At 60.3% G+C, this 18,389-nt stretch carries 14 protein-coding genes and 1 pseudogene; 8 read left to right on the top strand and 7 right to left on the bottom strand.

Annotated features, from left to right (window positions below; all coding sequences use genetic code 11):
* Positions 1 to 912 precede the first annotated feature (912 nt).
* Together ABHM97_RS14490 and ABHM97_RS14485 are read right to left on the bottom strand one after the other, a co-directional pair.
* A complete protein-coding gene (locus tag ABHM97_RS14490; RefSeq protein ID WP_349471246.1) occupies positions 913 to 2,205 on the bottom strand; it encodes an MFS transporter in 1,293 nt (430 codons plus the stop codon).
* A gap of 142 nt (positions 2,206 to 2,347) precedes the next feature.
* The gene (locus ABHM97_RS14485; RefSeq protein ID WP_349471245.1) at positions 2,348 to 3,946 is read right to left on the bottom strand and encodes an IclR family transcriptional regulator domain-containing protein; all 1,599 of its coding nucleotides are present in this window, start codon (positions 3,944 to 3,946) and stop codon (positions 2,348 to 2,350) included.
* A 192-nt stretch (positions 3,947 to 4,138) separates the two neighbouring features.
* Here ABHM97_RS14485 and ABHM97_RS14480 point away from each other — a divergent pair, with 192 nt between their 5' ends.
* The 4 genes from ABHM97_RS14480 to ABHM97_RS14465 are packed head-to-tail and all read left to right on the top strand — an operon-like array spanning position 4,139 to position 8,085.
* Entirely contained in the window at positions 4,139 to 5,368 is a 1,230-nt protein-coding gene (locus ABHM97_RS14480; RefSeq protein ID WP_349471404.1) for a Rieske 2Fe-2S domain-containing protein, read from the top strand.
* A gap of 22 nt (positions 5,369 to 5,390) precedes the next feature.
* Positions 5,391 to 6,560 (top strand): zinc-binding dehydrogenase, encoded by a 1,170-nt coding sequence (locus tag ABHM97_RS14475; protein WP_349471244.1) that lies wholly within the window; start codon positions 5,391 to 5,393, stop codon positions 6,558 to 6,560.
* A gap of 29 nt (positions 6,561 to 6,589) precedes the next feature.
* A complete protein-coding gene (locus ABHM97_RS14470) occupies positions 6,590 to 7,105 on the top strand; it encodes a hypothetical protein (protein WP_349471243.1) in 516 nt (171 codons plus the stop codon).
* Positions 7,102 to 8,085 carry a PDR/VanB family oxidoreductase gene (locus ABHM97_RS14465; protein ID WP_349471242.1) on the top strand — a complete coding sequence of 328 codons (984 nt, stop codon included), beginning with the start codon at positions 7,102 to 7,104 and terminating at the stop codon, positions 8,083 to 8,085. The genes ABHM97_RS14470 and ABHM97_RS14465 overlap by 4 nt, the downstream gene beginning before the upstream one ends.
* Before the next feature lie 543 nt (positions 8,086 to 8,628).
* On the opposite strand, the gene ABHM97_RS14460 is transcribed toward ABHM97_RS14465, so the two are convergent.
* Complete coding sequence (locus ABHM97_RS14460) at positions 8,629 to 8,898, bottom strand: IclR family transcriptional regulator domain-containing protein (RefSeq protein ID WP_349471241.1); 270 nt, start codon at positions 8,896 to 8,898, stop codon at positions 8,629 to 8,631.
* 562 nt (positions 8,899 to 9,460) lie between these two features.
* Between ABHM97_RS14460 and ABHM97_RS14455 the strand changes: the two genes are divergently transcribed.
* Positions 9,461 to 11,020 carry a sensor histidine kinase gene (locus tag ABHM97_RS14455; RefSeq protein WP_349471240.1) on the top strand — a complete coding sequence of 520 codons (1,560 nt, stop codon included), beginning with the start codon at positions 9,461 to 9,463 and terminating at the stop codon, positions 11,018 to 11,020.
* 174 nt (positions 11,021 to 11,194) lie between these two features.
* Here the strand turns inward: ABHM97_RS14455 and ABHM97_RS14450 are convergent, their stop codons facing one another.
* Positions 11,195 to 11,749 (bottom strand): DUF4192 family protein, encoded by a 555-nt coding sequence (locus tag ABHM97_RS14450; protein ID WP_349471239.1) that lies wholly within the window; start codon positions 11,747 to 11,749, stop codon positions 11,195 to 11,197.
* A gap of 163 nt (positions 11,750 to 11,912) precedes the next feature.
* Entirely contained in the window at positions 11,913 to 13,436 is a 1,524-nt protein-coding gene (locus tag ABHM97_RS14445; protein WP_349471238.1) for an SIR2 family NAD-dependent protein deacylase, read from the bottom strand.
* A 1,737-nt stretch (positions 13,437 to 15,173) separates the two neighbouring features.
* Between ABHM97_RS14445 and ABHM97_RS14440 the strand changes: the two genes are divergently transcribed.
* Together ABHM97_RS14440 and ABHM97_RS14435 are read left to right on the top strand one after the other, a co-directional pair.
* Positions 15,174 to 15,689: an SdpI family protein gene (locus tag ABHM97_RS14440; protein ID WP_349471237.1), complete on the top strand. Its 516-nt coding sequence runs from the start codon at positions 15,174 to 15,176 to the stop codon at positions 15,687 to 15,689.
* Positions 15,690 to 15,892: 203 nt separating this feature from the next.
* A pseudogene (locus ABHM97_RS14435) lies at positions 15,893 to 15,940 on the top strand (hypothetical protein); the annotation flags it as partial.
* Between the two features lie 13 nt (positions 15,941 to 15,953).
* On the opposite strand, the gene ABHM97_RS14430 reads toward ABHM97_RS14435, so the two are convergent.
* Positions 15,954 to 16,487: a putative glycolipid-binding domain-containing protein gene (locus ABHM97_RS14430; RefSeq protein WP_349471236.1), complete on the bottom strand. Its 534-nt coding sequence runs from the start codon at positions 16,485 to 16,487 to the stop codon at positions 15,954 to 15,956.
* 173 nt (positions 16,488 to 16,660) lie between these two features.
* Between ABHM97_RS14430 and ABHM97_RS14425 the strand changes: the two genes are divergently transcribed.
* On the top strand, positions 16,661 to 17,053 hold the full coding sequence (locus ABHM97_RS14425; protein WP_235522133.1) for a DUF7793 family protein: 393 nt from the start codon (positions 16,661 to 16,663) through the stop codon (positions 17,051 to 17,053).
* Between the two features lie 186 nt (positions 17,054 to 17,239).
* On the opposite strand, the gene ABHM97_RS14420 is transcribed toward ABHM97_RS14425, so the two are convergent.
* Entirely contained in the window at positions 17,240 to 18,241 is a 1,002-nt protein-coding gene (locus tag ABHM97_RS14420; protein WP_349471235.1) for a LacI family DNA-binding transcriptional regulator, read from the bottom strand.
* Positions 18,242 to 18,389: the final 148 nt, after the last annotated feature.

Genomic DNA, 18,389 nt, shown 5'->3' with positions numbered 1-18,389 from the left:
TCTCCGTGGGTGGCCATGGACCGAAAAGTGGCTGTGGACATTGTCCACACTTTCCACCCCGAACTGCCTGTACAGCCGCCGGACTGGCCCGGATTCGGCATGTTTCCGCGGTATCCCAGCAATGGCTAGGGCGGGAATCGCGTTCGAGTCCCACCTCGGGCACGGCATGACCCCTCTTCGGAGGGGTTTTTGCTTTAACGTGTGTACATTCTGTTCGGCCAGGTCCCGCTGACGATGGCGGTGGGGTGTGCCTGGCCGCGGGTCGCCTGTTTGGTTGTGGGGGAGCGGGTTCAGGGTCGTGGCTGGTTCGCCCTCCGCTGGCTTTGAACTGGGTTATGCGGGCCTCTCCTGGTTCGTCCGGTAAGCCTGGTTGGCCTACACGTCTTCATGGATAGGGATGCTGAGCGCGACATGACTTCGAGATCCTTCGGCAAAGAGCATGAGGTCGGCTCGTTCCTTACGTGAGGAAGCCAGCCAGGCCGATGCTTTGTCAGGCCAAAGGTGTTTTGTCGGCATCCCCAGGAGTGCCGGGACTCCGGCCTCCTCGGGTGCGCCCCTAATCGCTCAAAGTCCGCACATGATGCAGGGGCAAGGGTTAGGGGAACGGTTTCAATAGATCGGCTTTCTGCTTCCGCGGGACCAGGCCAATAGGAGCCGACAACATTCTGGACTACCTAGGCCTGACCCCGCGTGAAAGCTGGCACCGCTGGAACACGTCGCTGGCTGGCGCGCTCCGGACGAAAGTATCCCGGACGGACGGAACGGACAGCCGGGCCCTGCATGCAGCACTCCCTGCTGGACCTGCATAAGGTGGACGGGCATGACTTTCGCTGCCCCTGGTGCGGCCCGGGACGGGGTCGCCATTGCACCTACTTCTGGTCGGTTTGCAGGCGATGCCTGGAGTCGAGGCAGTTAGGCCACAGGGCTTTGAAGGTTACTTGCGTTGGGCTTTTCGCTGTTGCGTACACCGATTTCCACGTCGTCGGGGTTTTCGTTGACGAAGTACATGATGATCATGCCGAGGAAGGGGCCGACAGCGAGTGTGATCAGGGCGACCATGAAGGAATTGTTGGTGGCGGTGAAGGCGGCACCGACGGCCAGGGGGACCAAGACGCTTCCGATTTGCCATACGGCGTTTGTTATCCCTGCAGCGCCGCCGAGTACACGACTGCTCACGAGGCGGGGTACGAGGGCGACGATGAGTGGGAGATAGCAGTATGCCCCGAGTCCGAGCAGCGGGGCGGCGATGAAGAAGGCCAGTGCGTTGTCCAGCGTGCCGAAAACGACGAGCGTGACGGCGAAGCAGCCTAGGACGACCATCGCGGGTATTCTGCGGGCGCCGTTGAACTTGTCTGCGATCCAACCGATGAGGGGTTTGCCCAGGACGCCGAGGGCTCCGTAGACAGCTACGACTCCGCCAGCGACAGTCGGGTCGATGCCGTGTCCCTTAATCATGAGGGCATTGGACCAGGTGATGAAGCCATAGGTCCCCCAGAAGCCGCCGAATCCCGCCAAAGCCAGGAGAAGCAGGTTCTTGTTGCGTCCCAGTTCGATAAGGACCGACCGGCCCTCGGAGCGGTTGGCCCTTATGGCCACCACCGGGCCGGGCCTGAGCATGAGGTAGCAGGCGATGCCGGCCACGACGGAAATGCCACCGAAAAGCAGGTAAGAGGCATGCCAGGAGTAGTGCTGGATGAGGTACGGGACAGCGGTGTTGGCCACAACGACTCCCAGCGAGGTTGCCGAGGTGTAGATTCCCATGGCCTTGCCGAGTTCCTCGGGGCGGAACCAACTGGATATCAACTTGATCCCGGCGGCATATTCCGCCCCGGCGAAGAAGCCGATGACCGCCTGCACTGCGATCCCAATCCAAGCAGACGTCGTGGACCCGAAGAGCATCATGGCTGCTCCGGCACCCACAAGGGATACCGAAATTAGCAGGCGCCCTCCGACTTTGTCGGTTAGAAATCCAGTGCCTGCGTTCGAGACGACATAGCCGATGTAATAGAAGGTGGCGAACAGTCCGAGGCTTGCCAGAGGCACGCTGAGGTCGTCTCCAATGAAGGTCGAGGCCGGACCCCATGTTGAACGGTCAACTGAAGTCATGGTGAAGGCCAGCCAGCAAAGGACTAGGACCAGCCAGCGGTAGGGGCGCCTCGATGGATCGAGATCAGTGGAGACGCGGGCAGGGTTGAGGGTAGTCATGTTTATCCCATTCTGAATAGGCGTCGTTGCCGCGGGACATCGCGAAAACAAGAGTCTGAATGTGATGAATATAACCGGCCTCTGCGACGTAAAGCAATGCTTTTCGTCCGCATGGTGCCAAGTTGCGCGTAAGACGGACGTTTTATATGTTGAGGCCGTCCCTCAGGTCCGTGATGAATTCACTAGCCGTGTCTCTTAGGGCTGGGAGGAAGTTGTTGGTCATGTCCACGCCGGGAGTAGTGGCTTCGTGGACTGAGGCACTCATGGCGGCCACGACTTCGCCTCGGCGGTTTCGAAGCGGGACTGCAACGGCGCGTATCCCGGCTTCGAGCAATTGGTCGACATAGCTCCAGCCTTGCTCTCGAACAGCGGTCAGAGTGATGTCGAGATCTGCGAGGTCGTTGGCCGCTGCGTCCCTGCCCGCGGAGCGCTTGGCCTCCTCGAGGGCTGCGGGGGGCAGGAGTGACAGTAGGACCTGGCCCATGGCCGTGCGCTCTGCTGGAACCCTGGTGCCCGGCCGGATGTTGACGATCAAGGGACTCGGTGCACTGGCTCTGGCTACGTAGCGCAGGTCCATGCCGTCCAGAACGCCGACCGAAACCGAGGCTCCGAGCTTTCGCGCTAACGCTTCGAGACGGGGTCTGGCCACATCTGCCAGCGAAAGCCGGGGCAGCAGGGAGTACCCCAGTTCCAGTACCCGGGGAGTCGGCGCGTAACTGCGCCCCTGCTGTTCAAGGTAGCCAAGGGAGGCCAAGGTCAGGACGAAGCGACGCGCCGCCGAGCGCGGCAGCCCGCACCGCGCCGCTATCTGCGCCAGGTTCATCGCCGGGCGGCCTTCATCGAAGGCGGTGAGGATACACAGGCCTCTCTCCAGCGATTGAATTACATCGGAGGGACGCGTCCGCGCTTGAGCGGGGGCGCTGGAAGGCGCTGGCGCGGGCCCCACCGACGCCGTCACTGAAGACGGCCAAAGCGTAGCCGCCGTTCGCTGGGCGGCAGACTGAAGCAGCGGAACAAAGTCGTTCTTCAGTACGGCGGCGTCGACGCGGGTGGCATGGGCTGCAATATTTAGGGCAGCGACGATCCGCCCCTTGGGGTCATGCAGGGGAACGGCCACCGATCGAATTCCCGGGGTCAGCTCCTGATCGGCTACCGCCAACCCGCTCGTACGCGCCTCCTCGATCCGTTCCCGCACGTAGTCCGGATCGAAACCGGGGCTGGGCTCAATGGACGACAGGTAGTCCTCAAGGTCATCTGGGGCGAGACTGCCCAGCAGAACCCGGCCTGTGGCCGTACTGTGTGCGGCGACGCTTGCGCCAACGGTGATGTTGGCTGTGACGATCCTGTCGGCTGCTACGCGGGCGGCGTAATAGACGCGGCGCTTGTGCAGGACGGTTAGGGAGGCTGTTTCCCCAACCGTCTGGACAAGCTCATCCAGGTGGGGGTGGGCGGCGTCAGGCAACGGATTGCTCCGAAGGTAGGCATCCCCAATCGCCAGCACCCCCGGGGTCAGCCTGTATCCCTCCGCCGTCTGGCTTGCGTACCCCAGATACTCCAAGGTCAGGGCGAATCTGCGGGCCGCAGTACGTGTAATACCGGCCAGCGACGCGACGTCCCCTACGGAGAGTGCCTCTTCCTGCTCGCTGAATGCCTTGAGGACGGACAGGCCCCGCTCCAAGGAATCCACATAATCCGGATCGGTGGCCGCCAGCTCCGCGGCGGTCGGCATGGATGCTTTCACATTCTCGAATCTAGACCATTACCTGCGGTGGGGACGCCTCGCTTGACGGACCAATGAGACGCATGCAACACTCACTGAACCGATAAGCGCGCGTATGCGCGTAGAACGGACAAAATCGAATGTAGCGAAAGGCGCAACGTGCTTACTCCAGATCAGAATGTCTTGCTGACCCAGACCGGACCGGAAACTCCTATGGGGCGTTTGTTCCGGCGTTATTGGTTTCCCGCGCTTCTCGCCGAGGAATTGCCCGAGACGGATTGTCCCCCGGTGCGTGTCCAGCTCCTAGGCGAGAGGCTCATAGCGTTCCGCGACAGCTCCGGCCGGCTGGGCCTGTTGGACGAGTTCTGTGCTCACCGGACCGCTTCCTTGTACTTCGGCCGCAACGAGGAAAACGGCCTCCGATGTGCTTACCACGGGTGGAAGTATGACGTGGAGGGCAACCTGACGGACATGCCGTCCGAGCCAGAGGACTCCAAATTCAGGTGCCGGATTAAGCAGAAGTCCTACCCCTTGGTGGAACGGGGAGGCGTGCTCTGGGCGTACATGGGTTCGGCCGAGCAGATGCCGGCTCTGCCGGAGCTTGAATGGGCCCTGCTTGGGGATGGCCAGCGATTCATTTCCAAGCGTCTTCAGGAAACCAACTACCTGCAGGCCATGGAGGGCGGCATCGATTCCAGCCATGTCTCCTTCGCTCACCGCTTCAACCTTGACGATGACCCCATGCACTCCGGAACGGCTGGAAATGAGTACATAAAGGCTGATACGCGCCCGAAGTTCGAGGTCGCAGAAAGCGATGGGGGGCTGCTGATCGGAGCCCGGCGCAACGCGAATGAAGAAGAGTTCTACTGGCGCATCACCCAGTGGATTATGCCCTTCTACACGATCATTCCACCCTTCGGCACCCACAACCCCATGGGCGGGCACGCCTGGGTCCCGATCGACGACACCACCTGCTGGGCCTGGTCCTGGAACTACCACCCCACCCGTGACCTGCGGGAAGACGAACTGCAGCAGATGCGAAACGGCGACGGCATTCACGCCAAATACATCCCCGGAACATATCGAACCCTCGCCAACAAAGACAACGACTACCTCATGGACCGCGAGGCTCAGAAGCAAAACAAGACCTTTTCCGGCATTGAAGGCATCGCCGCCCAGGACTTCTCGCTGCAGGAAAGCATGGGCGACATCGCCGACCGAACCAAGGAGCGGCTGGGCACGTCAGATGCCGCCATCATCCTGGCACGCCGCCGGCTTCTTGCCGCATTGGACTCCATGGAAGACGAAGCCCTCCCGGGCATCGACACCGCAGACCAGCGGGTGCGCTCAACTTCGATGCTGTTGCCCAAGGAGGTCCCGTTCCACGAAGGCGCCCACCAGGCCATTCAGGTTGTCCCGGGAACTGACTTCGTTTCCATCTAGCCAGTGCATCTAGGAGTTCGGCATGAAAGATCAGCGTTCCAAGGTCACCGTTTCGCCCATGGAGTCGACGGCGGCTGCCTCCCTTCCCGATACTGTCAGGGCCGCCGTCTCGTTGCCCGAATCAACCACCACTGTTCAGGCAATCGACCCTGAACTGGCCACAAATGCCGCAGGTTGGCTGAAGGTGGAGTCCTCCGCGCTGTGCGGGACCGACCTGGACCTCTACCAGCGCGGCCTTGCACACCCAACAGTGATGGGGCACCACGTCATCGGCGAAATCATCTCCCTTAGCCCTGTGATGCAGTGGTCGTGGGACGTCGAAGTTGGCGACAGGGTGGCACTGGAGGAATACCTGCCCTGCGGACTGGCCACCTGTGATGCGTGCTCGAAGCCGGATGTCTACCGTTTCTGCCCTGAAGCGGACCTGTGGGGCGGCCAGCGCCGGGTGGGAATGCTCGGAACCCACGAAGGCTCCGGCCTTCACGGCGGCAACGCTGAATACATGGAGCTCTCGACGCAGACGGTGCTGCACAAGCTGCCCCCGGACCTGGATTCGAACCTGGCGGCCTGGACCCAACCGTTCGCCAACGCCGTCGATTGGGTCATCAACATCGGTGGCGCGACCAGCGGCTCGCGCGTGGCCATCATAGGGCCGGGCTACCACGGCATCGCCGCCGTCGCGGCCGCACGCGCAGCCGGTGCAGACGAGATTGTCGTATTGGGGCGAAACTCACGCACCAGCCGGGACCGCCTGGAGATTGCCGAGGCAATGGGCGCCTCCATCGTCGTCAACGACGACGCCTCTGCAACCTCGCTGGCCTTGGGCCGCCACGGTAAGGCGACCGGCTTCGACGTCATCGTCGATACCGTCGGCGTTGGGGGACCCGCACTCCAAACTACCGAACACCTCCGAAAATTGGGACGCCTGGTCCTGGCCGGACTCGGAGATACCCCCGTCACCGAAGTGAACCTCAGGACCCTGGTGCGCGGCGCCTCCGGTGTCGTCGGCGTACGTGGGCGTTCACCCCAGGCTCTCACCAGGAGCATAGAGCTTCTTACCGCCCATGACACGGGCTTAGAACATGTGCCCAGCATCGATGTCGGGCTGGAAGGCGTCGATGAGCTGTTCCGGACCCTTCTGGACCGATCGGGACCCAGCAGCCCGCACGTGGTGATTCGACCTTCGCTCTGAGCAGCGACAACAAAACATAAGGAAAGCCCATGACCCATCTGACATCGCGTGCCTATTACAAGGCCCGCATCCTTCTTGTACCGCTCGGGCCGTCGGGCGCGGCGCTCGTCTCGTCAATGTCCGACGCCGGACTTCGCGAAGTCCTGATCGCTGCCCCCGCAAACCACCCGGACGGGGTGTACGTGCGGGCAATAGACGAACCTGAAACGCAATTGGTGACCGAAACTGTCAGTGACCTCGCAGCGAGCACAGACATGATGGTTTTCCTCGGATCGCGGCTTGAGGAGATCCCCGACGATTTCGTCGAGAATATGGCTACAGCCGGACGGAACCAAGGCACCCTCCTCGCGGGCGTCCTCGTTGGTATGGGCGGCTGGAGTACCCAACCCGGCTCGACATCCATGAGGGTCCTCCGCCGCGAGCTGGACATGCTCGTCACAGTCAGGAAAACAGACCTCGCAAGCGACTTTATTGAGGTCCTCAAGGGCGGAACCAGGGAAGCCATTCCCGGCAAACTCTTCCAACACCCCATCACCGGAGCATGACCATGTCCCAAGAGACTTTAGACCTCGTTGTCCGAGGCCTGCGCCAGGAATCGACCAACGTCGTGTCCCTAGAACTGTCCCTTCCCGACGGAGGCCCACTCCCTCACTGGGAGCCCGGTGCCCATCTGGAGGTCATCCTGCCGTCGGGCCTGGTTCGGCACTACAGCCTGTGCTCGGAGCCGCGTCAACTTCAGAAATACCGTCTCGCCGTCCTCCGCGAAAACGGCGGACGCGGCGGGTCAGAGGAACTGCACTCCCAGATCCGCATCGGTACCAAACTCACAGCGCGCGGACCACGCAACCATTTCCGAGTTGAGGACGGCGCCGCACACCACCTTCTGGTCGCGGGCGGCATCGGCATCACACCGATAATGGCCATGGCGCGGGAACTAAAGGCAGCAGGCAAAAGCACGCGCCTCGTCTACTGCGGATCCAGTCGTCAAACCATGGCTTTCATCGACGAGCTCCAGGAGATCATGGGAGATTCCCTCGCGCTCTACCCTCGGGATGAGCTCGGCCGCGCCGACCTGCTAACCGAAATCCAGAACGCGCCCGAGGGAACCGCCGTGTACGCGTGCGGACCGGAACGGCTCTTGACCGACCTCCAGGGCATCACCGCAGCGACACTGGGTTCAGACGCCTTCCATGCCGAACTCTTTAAAGCCGCTACGCCAACGACCCGCACTGTGACCGAAGATGAAACCAAGACGGACGCACCGTTCGAAGTCGAGCTGCGCCAGTCCGGCTGCACCCTGACCGTTCCACCAGAAAAATCCGTCCTAGACGTCGTACTCGGGGTGAACCCGTCCTTCATGTCCTCGTGCGAGGAAGGGTTCTGCGGTACCTGCGAAACCAAGGTTCTGGAAGGTGAAGTCGACCACCGCGACACCATCCTCTCCGAAAAGGAACGCGCGAAGAACGACACCATGTTCATCTGCGTTAGCCGCTCCAAGTGCCCCAAACTGGTCCTGGACGCCTAGAGGGGTTCGCGTTACGGCGCAGCTGGATGCGGCCACACAGGTGACAGCGGCAGCGCCAAAGGCTTCTGATACCACCCGGCCACGGGAAGCGACGGCAGGAGCTGCCCCGTCCCGGCCCCTCTGTGCGGACGTTACCTACTGCTGTTGTCGAGTCCGACATCGCCGTCTCCTTTCTGATCAAACGGGACCCCACACGCCGTCATTCAGAACGGTCCCTAGATTCCAAGGGCGTTGTAAACGCGGCTGATGCGGCGACACATCCTCAGCAAGGCGGAGCGCGGGAAGAACGAGACGGTGACACTCTGCGTCGGCCGGTCCAAGACGGCGCTGCTGGTGCTGGAAGCTTGAGCCGGACCGGAGGACAGTAGACCGACCGCTGCGTGGGAGTACGACGTTGGCTGGCCTGTCACCCGCCCGCCGTCGGTGGAACTATGCGCTGACGGCGGGGGGTCGTTTCGATGGCCGCCGCCGTCGTCAGAAGACGTGGGAGGACGGAGGCGCGGAGGTTTTTGGCACTGACCCGCGTCGGGTGTGCGGAGACGTTCAGCGCCGCGATGATGCCGCCTCCTCGGTGAGCCCGGAGAGTAGGACGCGGCCGGTCGCCATCGGGTAGGTCGGTAGGCAGGCTGGTGCCGATGATGATGTTGATTGAAGGAAGCGGTCGGTGGACGGGTCGACGTAGATCACACGGCCCCGATGCAGCACCGACAAAAAGGCGGTCTGTCGACCCTCCTGCACCAGCGACACGAGATGCGGATGGGCCGCCACCAGCCGATTGTGGCTGAGCAGATACGCATCCCCGATCTCCGGCACGGCTGGATGGCCGTCGGGAAATAGCCGCTGGCGTCAAAGGAGAGGCCACCCAGGTATTCCAAGGTGAGAATAAAACGCCTCGCCGCGGTCCTGATGATCCCGACGAGCTCGGCAACATCCGAGACCGACAACGGCCGGCGGCGCGAAAGACTCAACGTGGGTGTATTCAGATGCGGGCCTGCCCATGGGGGACAGGGAGCGGTGTCAATGCGTCCTCGCTCCAAGTACAGGTCATCGCGGATGTGGAAGTGAAGGATCTCGCCCCCGACGACGTTTCCTGTGGCGCTGATTGGAACGATTCTGTCCAGGCGGCACTTGTCAGCGATCGGTGCGCTTTGTATGCGCGGCACGGTGGTGCTGGCTGATGAGGCTTTTTCCAGGCCGGGATTTCGAATTTCGTGCACAAACAATTAGTGTCCTAAAGGTAGTAAGTACGCTTGATAGTCAGGGGGGGAGCTGGGCGGTGCGGAATGACATGCCTGTTGTGTGGGTGGAGCGGTATTTTCGGGGGTTGGGGCCTCGTGGGCGGACGGTTTTGTTCCAGCTTCCGTTGTCCGTAACGATGTTGCTGGTAACCGTGCTGGTGACTTTCCTGCACCCGGGACTCGAGTGGTTCGGCCCCTTCGGGTACAGCTTGGTGGCACATCTGGCTCTACTCGTCGCCTGCTTTCTTGTGCCGTGGGAAAAGCTGCCGGGACGGGCAGCGCTCGTCATCCCTGTCTTGGACTGCCTGGCCGTGGGGCTCACCCGCGGTGCGGCGGATCAATACCTCGCGGTGCTGGGGTACCTCCTCGTTTTCCCAGTCACCTGGTTGTCCGCCAGCAAGCAGCGCAGCGGTGTAATCATCGCCGTTCTGGCGACCCTCCTCAGCGCCGCTCTGCCCCCGATCATCCTCGGCGCTGGAATCACCCGGGGCGACTTCCTGCGGATAGTGCTCCTGCCCGTTATCCTGGCGGCCATCGCACTTGCCGTCCATACGGTCTACAACGTTCTTTCCCACCAGCGACGCCTGCTGGAAAAGCAGCAAACCGAGGTGCGAAACCTGTTGCGCGCGAGCGAAGAACGTGAACAACTCCTCGTCACAATCGTGGGCACGGTCAGCGTCGGCGTTTGCGCTCTCGATGCCCGGGGCCGGCCAATACTCACCAACCACTGGCTCAGTCGCCATCTCACTGGCACCGGTAGCGAGGATCCTTTCGGGGCAGGGCATACGGACATCCCCATCTACCACGTGGACAGAATTAGTCCCCTTCCGCCCGACCAACACCCCTTCCACCGTGCCGCCAGAGGAGAGGCCTTCACAGATGAACTTGTCTGGGTCGGTAGCGCCACTGTCCAACGCGCGTACTCCGTCACCTGCAAACTTATGAAACACTCCAACGGACAGTGTTCCGGCGCGGTTCTGGCCTTCACTGACGTCACCGCACTGGTAGAAGCCCTCACCGCCAAAGACCGATTTGTCGCCAGCGTCTCACACGAACTCCGAACCCCGTTGACGTCTATCCTTGGATACCTGGAACTGGCCTTTGACGAAGACCTTGAACCCGGCCTCGAACACTACCTCTTCGTGGTTCGCCGAAACGCCCAACGTCTGCTCATCCTGGTTAACGACCTCCTTACCATCGCCTCAGATGCCCTGACTATCAATCCCCGGACAGCAGACCTGACCGAAGTCATCAGTCACTGCGTCGAAGCCGCCCGCCCCCGAGCTAAGGCTGCCGGCATCACCTTGGAAGTGGAAGCGGGCAGTCCTGCTAGAGGAATATTCGATCCTGACCGTATCGGCCAAGCAATCGACAACGTAGTGTCTAACGCCATCAAATACACTCCCGAGGGGGGCTCCATCAAAGTTCGGGCGGGAGCGAGTGCTGACATGCTCAGTTGTGAAGTCACCGACACTGGCATCGGCATGAGCAAGCACGAACTCGACCAGGCCTTTACTCGATTCTTTCGTGCCGCCAACGCGCACTCCTCAACTATTCCCGGCGCCGGCCTTGGACTGGCAATCACTAAGACGATCATCGAAAACCACAAAGGGACTGTCGCCCTAGTCAGTAGCCCTGGACATGGAACCACCGTTGAGATCACACTTCCCAAGACGGGCACAACTTCAAGCCCCTAAGAAGCTCCCATTCGCGCGCCGAGTCCGAAGTGAACTCCCGCGTCTGCACGTACTTTGGAGCGCCGACAACGGATGTTCCCTCAAACGATTGCTGCCCGTGACCGACCCCCAAGATTCGCTGGCGGAATGGCTGAACACCAGGTCTGGCGCATACTTTCCTAGGTCCCGGCCAATCTATCTTGTTCCGGCGGGCGGTGTCTTGTTGGTGTTCCAGCCTGCGATGATGCCGGCGCCGAGCATGTGGTCGGTGAGGCGTGCGAAGCGGTAGCCGGGGTCGGTGTCGAGGGCGAGTTGGAGGTATTGGTGGGCTTTTGATCCTCTGCCTTCCCACCAGTTGATGTAGCCGATGGCGGTGAGGATGGGTGCTGCGTGTTCGGGGCTGGTTCGGATGTAGGTGTGAAGGAGCAGGTCTTTAGCACATTCGATCCTGGACCAGTTCGGTGCCGCGCTGGTTTGGGCGAAGAGGATGTGTTCGGGTGGTTCGTCGATGCCTGGGATGTCTGCCATGAGCTGGTCGCGGATGTGCGGGAATTGGAAGTAGGCGATGAGTTTCAGGACTTTTTCGTCGGTGGGATAGTCCTTCGTGGTGAGCATGTCGTTCCAAAGGTGGTGCGCCTGGTGGGCCGCAGCCGCTGGCGGGCGGGCGAGGATGGCTTCCATGTAGCGCGCGACGGCGGCAGCGTCCTCCCACTTGTGGGTCGCCGCCGCGAGGTATGGGAGCCGGGCCACCCGGCCTCCACAATGCCCTGATGGACATCGACAGAGTCGACACTTCCGAGCCACATCAACCCTGAACTTCAGATCAGAAATGTTGTGGAAGTGGAGTTGAGTTGTTTCGTCTTGTCCATGAGTAAGTTGAACATGGCAGTAAATGGCCGGGTGAGACCGAGCTCTAGTCGCCTTCAGCCGAGTCCTCATCGATTGGCAGCGATTTAACTACGTTCAGTATCAGAGTGACATAGCGGGTTGCCTCTTTTATGTGGACCGACGCTTTTCGGTGCACAGCCTCGTTGCGTGCTCTAAGCGCATTGGCAAGCTCACCATATTTGGTGCTGTCGATTAGTCCTGCTTCGACGGCACCAACGAGCAGTGTATTGGGGTTTGATCGGGGAATCGCGGCTGTCTTAAACTTTCCCTGCCGCTGCGTCAGCTCCGCTTCCAGAAGTGCGACGGCGGATATCAGGGCTCCATCCGGATCGTTCTGTTCGAGCAGCCTCTCAGCCACTGTCCTCCGTGATTGCATGGCGTCGGGACTGAACTGGGAAATCCATTCCCTGAATGACATCTGGAAAGGTTCAGGGTCCTTCTGGTTCCGAATCAGTGAGTTCAAACCAGAGAGAATTTCCGGAACAGCATCGGACGTGCCTTTGATTAGGAGGACGTTTTGCTTTTCACGCTTTAGTGCTGCGAGTGCGGCAAACTGTTGACCTGCTTCGCTACCGATGTCAACGACCAAGACGGTCGCCCGTTGGGCCAAGGCGTCACCTTTGGTGGTATCCGTACCTGGCGGACTTTGTACGTCACTGGCGACTACGGGGGCGAAACCGGCTTCTTCGACAACGGGAAATAAAGTCTCCTTGTACCAGGCTACAGAGCTGATAGGTACTTCGAAATAGCAAGTCACGCTACTCTCGGCCGGGACCAAGAGGTCGGCTTTTACCCTCTCGTCGGTACTCTGACTCACTTCCAAGACCATCTGTCGCCAGTAGGATCCTAGTTCTTCGAAGAGTCGGCGTAGCTGTTCGTCGTAGGAGAGCCCAGCGCGGCGTGGCAAGTTAATGACGCGGACACCGCGGCGCTCAAAACGGGCTACTTCCTGAGGGGATGCGGATATTTGAACGCTCCATACCTGACGGCTCAGACCCCCGAGGCGTTCCTTTATCAGCGCCATGAGCTGACGGGTGTCAGGATCGTCGAAGCTGTAGCCGATGAGCACCGGTGTGTGATTAATAAAAAGCGATGTCACGGCGGTAGCCAGTAGTGGCCACCGATGCAGGAAGAGGTCGTAGTCGGATTCAGTCATCACAAGGTTCTCTGGATGATGGATGTCTCCATGGATCTTGAAAAGCCTAGGTCCGCGGGATCGACTGAGTCCGGCGAGTTGTGACTCTCCAAGCAGAGGTACGCAGGGCCTGCCTGCAGCCTCGTAGGCGCGTTCCAGGAGGAAATCAAAGTTAGTGGTTAGTACCGTTTCAAAACCCAGGTCTGCGAAGGCGGTGTGTGCCTTGCCGGGTCTGGCGTCATAAACTCTTGTTAACCGTCCAACTTTTTCGACGAGTGTGCTGCGTCCAAAAAGATGTTCGTACGCACTTATGATCTCCAGGGCACCTACCGACGAATCAACGTCTGGCATTTGCTCAGCCAGCGCCTTTCCGAGGGTTTTCCAATCCGGGGGTGAGTCGCCGTCGTCGACCACAGCATTACGTGAGAATCCTGCTCCTACAATAGGTAACCATTGACCCTCAACAAGATGTTCCAGCAAGGGCGCCGGGATCTGACTTATGTACTGCGGAGGCAACTTCCTGGCCTTTCAAATGCGGACTCATAGCTACTCGCACACCTGGGCCGAATCTGAACGTTTCTTTACGGAGGAGGACGTGGGCGAGTAAGAAAGGCCTTCAATTTATCACTCTTGGTGCATTACCAAAATTGTGGTGTTCCGGGTGCGTCAATTGATCGTTACCTTGGCGGCCATGATCCCAGTAGCCGGGACAGGGTGATTCGTTGTGTGAAGATGGCGAGGCCATTGCTACTTGAGGCCGGCGCTAATCGTCATGTCGTGGCCGGGCCGGCCCGCGATGAACATGTGAAGGGAGGGAGTCTGAGGAAGGCGTCTTGGCCAGCGCGTGTCCGCTGCCTTGGCAACCTATGCGGAGTTGCTGGGCTCTACGCTGTGCGTTGCGTTTGTCCGGCTCCGGAAATCGGCTCGATGGTTAGTCGTCGAGTGAAACGAAGTGTGCACAATGTCCACACTTTCCATCCCGGACTGGCCCGTACAGCCACCGGATTGCCCCGGATTCCGTATGATTCCGCCCCTTCTCAATGTTTGCAATGCCTGGAATCGCCTTCGAGTACCGCCTCGGGAACGGCATACCCCCTCGTCAGAGGGGGTTTTTGCTTTAACCTGTGTACAAATGTGGACACGAGTCCCCGATGCGTGGTGCCGGCTGATGCCGGGCCGCCGGTGGGCCTGTTCAGTTTTGGGGGAGCGGGTTCAGGGTCTTGGCTGGTGGGCCATTCGCCTGCTCTGAATTGGGAGTATGTGATCCTGTCTTGGTGCGTTCGGTAGGTCGTGGTTGTCCTACACCTCTTCATGGGTAGGGGCCCATTGCAAGAGTTGAGATTGAGCGGAAGTCCCGAAATCCCGGACCGGTAGCGGTGCGAAGTTGAACCTCCTGGCATTTAGCCGGGGCCTGTCCAGTCTGGGCGCCTCCATGGCGACGGCGGCTTTGATGCTGGCCTTCCAGACAGCCGGGGCGTCAAAGTGGACTGTGACTCCGCTTTTGTGCTTAGCCTCTTGCCAAGTCGTCGTGGGGCCGCTTGTCGCCCGTGGCTTGACCGCGTCGAGACCACAAGAACCTGGCAACCACGTTTAGCCTGCGCGGTTGCATCGGCATTGCCATTGCCTTCAGGTCCGACGTCACAGTGCTGTTGGTGCTGCTTGGGGTGGCCTCTGTGTGTCTGTAATCGATGGTCCACCGCTGACATTACTTGTGCTCAAGGTCGAGAAGCCAGGCTGGGGGCCCATTACTGCCATCGCCCTGGTGTGCTCGCGGACCAGCTCGGCAGCATGATCGTACTGCTGATCGGCGCTGGACTATTCTGGCTCGTCGCCGCGGTCATCGTGCTGATGGGTGTGCGCCGGTACCACCTGAGAACAAGGCGCCGACACAGCCTTCATGGTTCAAGCAGGTAGCCGCCGGCCCGCCACCTTGTCTGAGGTGAAGACTGTGGGGTTTGGAAGTGAGCCAGCCGTGAGCGACCTAGTACTCGGCCGCAGTTTCAGTGACGACGGCATAGACGGCGGCTTTGTCGGCGGAGCTTGAGGCCATCTCCAGGTTGGGTCCATTCCGACCCCTGCAAGACGAATGCAGCTCCGCCGACGAGTCTTCTCCTTATTTCACATGTGATAACTACTTACTGAAGGCGTGTAGTGGTCGGAGCTAATCAAATCAGCGGCTGTGATTTGCGACGGGCTACGGCCAATGTTAGCGTGGCATTTCAATCTGGAGTTTCCTCGGTCATCCGAGTACGTAACAGTGAAAGGATCGTTTTTGGGGCGGTTTTCAGCACGACAATGTTCACAATTGCGTTCTTGGTTGTAGCAGGCCTACTTCAAATGCTGGCATCGCAGGTTAAGTCCGGCGATTCGAGGCCCAATTATACGTTTGGTATACGCTCGAAGGCTACTCTGTCGTCTGAGCGTGCATGGAACGCTGCACACACTTCAGCGCTTGGTGCCCTGAAAGCTATTCCAGTGATGCTCATCGGCTTTGTGGCAACACTGTGGGTCATATTCGCAGTACTACCCAAGGATGATTCAAGTATTCCGTGGATCTTCTTCTCGGGTATGGGGTTCACGGCCATCATGGTGGCCCTGCTCATGCTCATGCACATGTACTACAAAGCTGATTCGCTGGCTCGACGAATTACTGAGGGCGATAAATAATCTAAAGCGTCAATCAGTCAACAACTAAATGCATTTTCATTAATATTTGGGGATATTGCGTTTTATAGTTCATCTAGTCGAACTTTTCGCATCGGCTTGGCTCCCGAGGAAACTACAGTGGCTTCCCCTAAAGCAAGTCGGCACCGGCTGGAACGCCATGAACCTGGTCAGCACCCCCGGGCGACTTCAACGGGGACCGTAAGCCAGATGTCTTGGCCCGCGACAGTGCAGGTGACCTGTGGATTTTGTAGATGATCCGAGGGTCTATCTGCGGGGTAGGCGGCGTGAGTACAGGCCGGGGTAGTCGATGATGAAACCGTCAGGATCGACCGTGATGTTGCAGGTGAAGTCGCTGTCCAGGGATTCATAGAGATACAGATTGACGGCGGTTCTCGTGTACGCCTGCGGGTCTGGCAGCACCCGGAGCGAGAGGGCTTCGATATAGGCCGTGGTGATCTCGGCCCGGGATCCAATGGCGAGGTTGAGACGCCGGATCGGCAGGGTGTTGGTGAAGGGGCTGAATCCCAGGTCGATGTCGATGGCGCCCTCCAGGTCCGGGCGTCGCTCGCCATTGACGCCCCAGGTTCCGTCATTGCCTCGCTGGACCTCCAGCCTCCGACTGTCGTGACCGTGAAGCGTGAGCTTACGAAAGACCCATTGGTCATCAAGGGTGACCTCATACTCGGAGCGCCCCTCACAGGAGGTGATGATGGATCGAGCCCGGAAGCTTTTGCCCATCGTAAATGTGAGCCGTTCGACGCTGCGCGTCTGCATGCCATACCAGGTGTAGTCCACCACCAGTTCCTCCCACCGCATCCGTAGTAGCAACAGTTTCTGTGGAAGCTGCCTGAAGGGGAAGCTTCTGCCCAGCCACTGTTTGATAGCGCCGAATAACTTAAATAGGGCCGACGCACCTCCCTCAGCGGAACTTCCCGGGGTTACTGTTGGATACAACAATTGGGGGAGTAAGGATGAGGCCAATAACTGTCGGCAGCGGTAAGGGAACGGTCGAGCTCACCGATGGTGACGTCCTTCATCTGGTGTGGGGGCCACATACGGTCCTCCTGGCCGATGACGTCCACGATGCCATGGCCACGATCAACGAGCTCGCGGACGGTGCAGAGTTCCCGTTACTCATCGATATCACGAACACCAAGGAAGTTACCCGTGGGGCCAAAGCGGTGTTCAGCACCAAGTGTGCCGCCTCCCGGATTGCTTTATTGGGCACCAGCCCTGTGAGCCGCGTGATAGCGAATTTCGCCATGTCACGACGGACACTGCCTTCTCCTACAAGGTTTTTCACGTCCAAAGATGACGCAATGTCTTGGCTCGTCCAAGCGCAACCGCCAGAAACCCTGGCTTGAGGGCTCACTAACTCTTGCTTCTCCTCCGATCCACGGGGGACGAGAATGCTGATGCGATCCGGCGCCGGACCCTCGAATCGGCAACCGCTGACGACCCGCAGGGTCCGCTCGGGGAGATCCTTCGGGTGTTGTTGGACGCGCCAAAAACCTAGCAAGCGGCTTTGTCCCTACGGGTCGGGGCGGGCGCTAGCCGGGTGCGTCCCCTGTGGACCCCCGTACCTGCAGCTGCGAGGGGACTTGGTGAACCCGGGCGGGCAGCTCCGGTGTGGTGAGGCGTTGCATGATGAACTTGCCGGCCTCGACGCCTACTGCCAGGTTGCCGTTGTCCACGGAGGTCAGGGAGAGGTGCCTGATTTTTGCCAGGTACGTGTTGTCGTAGCCCACCAGGGACAGGTCTTCGGGTACGGATAGGCCAAGGTCGTCGGCGGCGGACAAGGCGCCAATGCAGGCGATGTCGTTGTAGGCAAAGATCGCGGTTGGCCTGTCCTCCGCGGACAATAAGCGGCTGGCCGCGGCATACGCATTTTCCTCACTCAGTCCGCCGGCAACCACCACCGGCTCGAGCCCGGCGTCGCGTATGGTTCGTTCGAACGATTCCTGCCGGATTCGGCCTACTTCGGCCGGCCCCTGCAGGTGCGCGATCCTGCGGTGCCCCAGTGTGAGGAGGTGTTCGGTCGCCTGCCGGGCGCCGTCGTCGTCGTCATTGACCACGATGTCGACGCCGGGGAGGTGCGGTTCGCGGGTTCCGGCCAAAACGACGGGAATACTCTGCGCCGCCTTTTCGATGGCGGCCGACTCCGGGGTGGTACCCACCACCACCACGCCATCGATCCGCTGCTCCAGCAAGGTTTCCAAGGAGCTGCGGCCCACGCGGTTATCGGTGTAGGAATCGGCCAGAACCGGTGAAATACCGGCCGCGTGCAGGGACGCCGTCAGCCCTTCCAGCAGTTCCACGAACCATGGGTTCCGGATGTCGTTGAGCATCACGCCGATGGTTCCGCTTCGAGGGCCGGACAGGCGTTGGGCCAGCCGGTTGGGCCGGTATCCCAGCTCCTCCATGGCCTTCAGGACATCGCGACGGCGGCTCTCGCTAACATTGGGAGATCCCTGCAGGACCAGCGAAACCAAGGACTTGGAAACCCCTGCGGCGCTCGCGACATCGCGGATGGTGGGCTTGGTGGCCGGCATGCAGTATCTCCTCTCGCAGCTTCCATCAAGCTTAGGGGCTTGACTGGGCCTGCTCGTCACCTCCATCATGGACCGGTCCAAGTAAATTCCAAAGAGTCAAAGAGGATCCTTCAATGAGTGCACCCAATTCGAGGCAGTTGGTCGCCGG

It is taken from the genome of Paenarthrobacter sp. CAP02, from assembly GCF_040137855.1.
Taxonomy (GTDB): domain Bacteria; phylum Actinomycetota; class Actinomycetes; order Actinomycetales; family Micrococcaceae; genus Arthrobacter.
The sequence above is the reverse complement of the archived record's forward strand: the minus strand, read 5'-3'. Positions and strand labels throughout refer to the sequence as shown.

Coding starts and splice junctions, on each gene's coding strand:
- ABHM97_RS14475 (WP_349471244.1), top strand. CDS start 5,391: ATGAAAGATCAGCGTTCCAAGGTCACCGTTTCGCCCATGGAGTCGACG.
- ABHM97_RS14420 (WP_349471235.1), bottom strand. CDS start 18,241: ATGCCGGCCACCAAGCCCACCATCCGCGATGTCGCGAGCGCCGCAGGG.
- ABHM97_RS14425 (WP_235522133.1), top strand. CDS start 16,661: ATGAGGCCAATAACTGTCGGCAGCGGTAAGGGAACGGTCGAGCTCACC.
- ABHM97_RS14490 (WP_349471246.1), bottom strand. CDS start 2,205: ATGACTACCCTCAACCCTGCCCGCGTCTCCACTGATCTCGATCCATCG.
- ABHM97_RS14480 (WP_349471404.1), top strand. CDS start 4,139: ATGGGGCGTTTGTTCCGGCGTTATTGGTTTCCCGCGCTTCTCGCCGAG.
- ABHM97_RS14470 (WP_349471243.1), top strand. CDS start 6,590: ATGACCCATCTGACATCGCGTGCCTATTACAAGGCCCGCATCCTTCTT.
- ABHM97_RS14465 (WP_349471242.1), top strand. CDS start 7,102: ATGACCATGTCCCAAGAGACTTTAGACCTCGTTGTCCGAGGCCTGCGC.
- ABHM97_RS14455 (WP_349471240.1), top strand. CDS start 9,461: ATGTTGCTGGTAACCGTGCTGGTGACTTTCCTGCACCCGGGACTCGAG.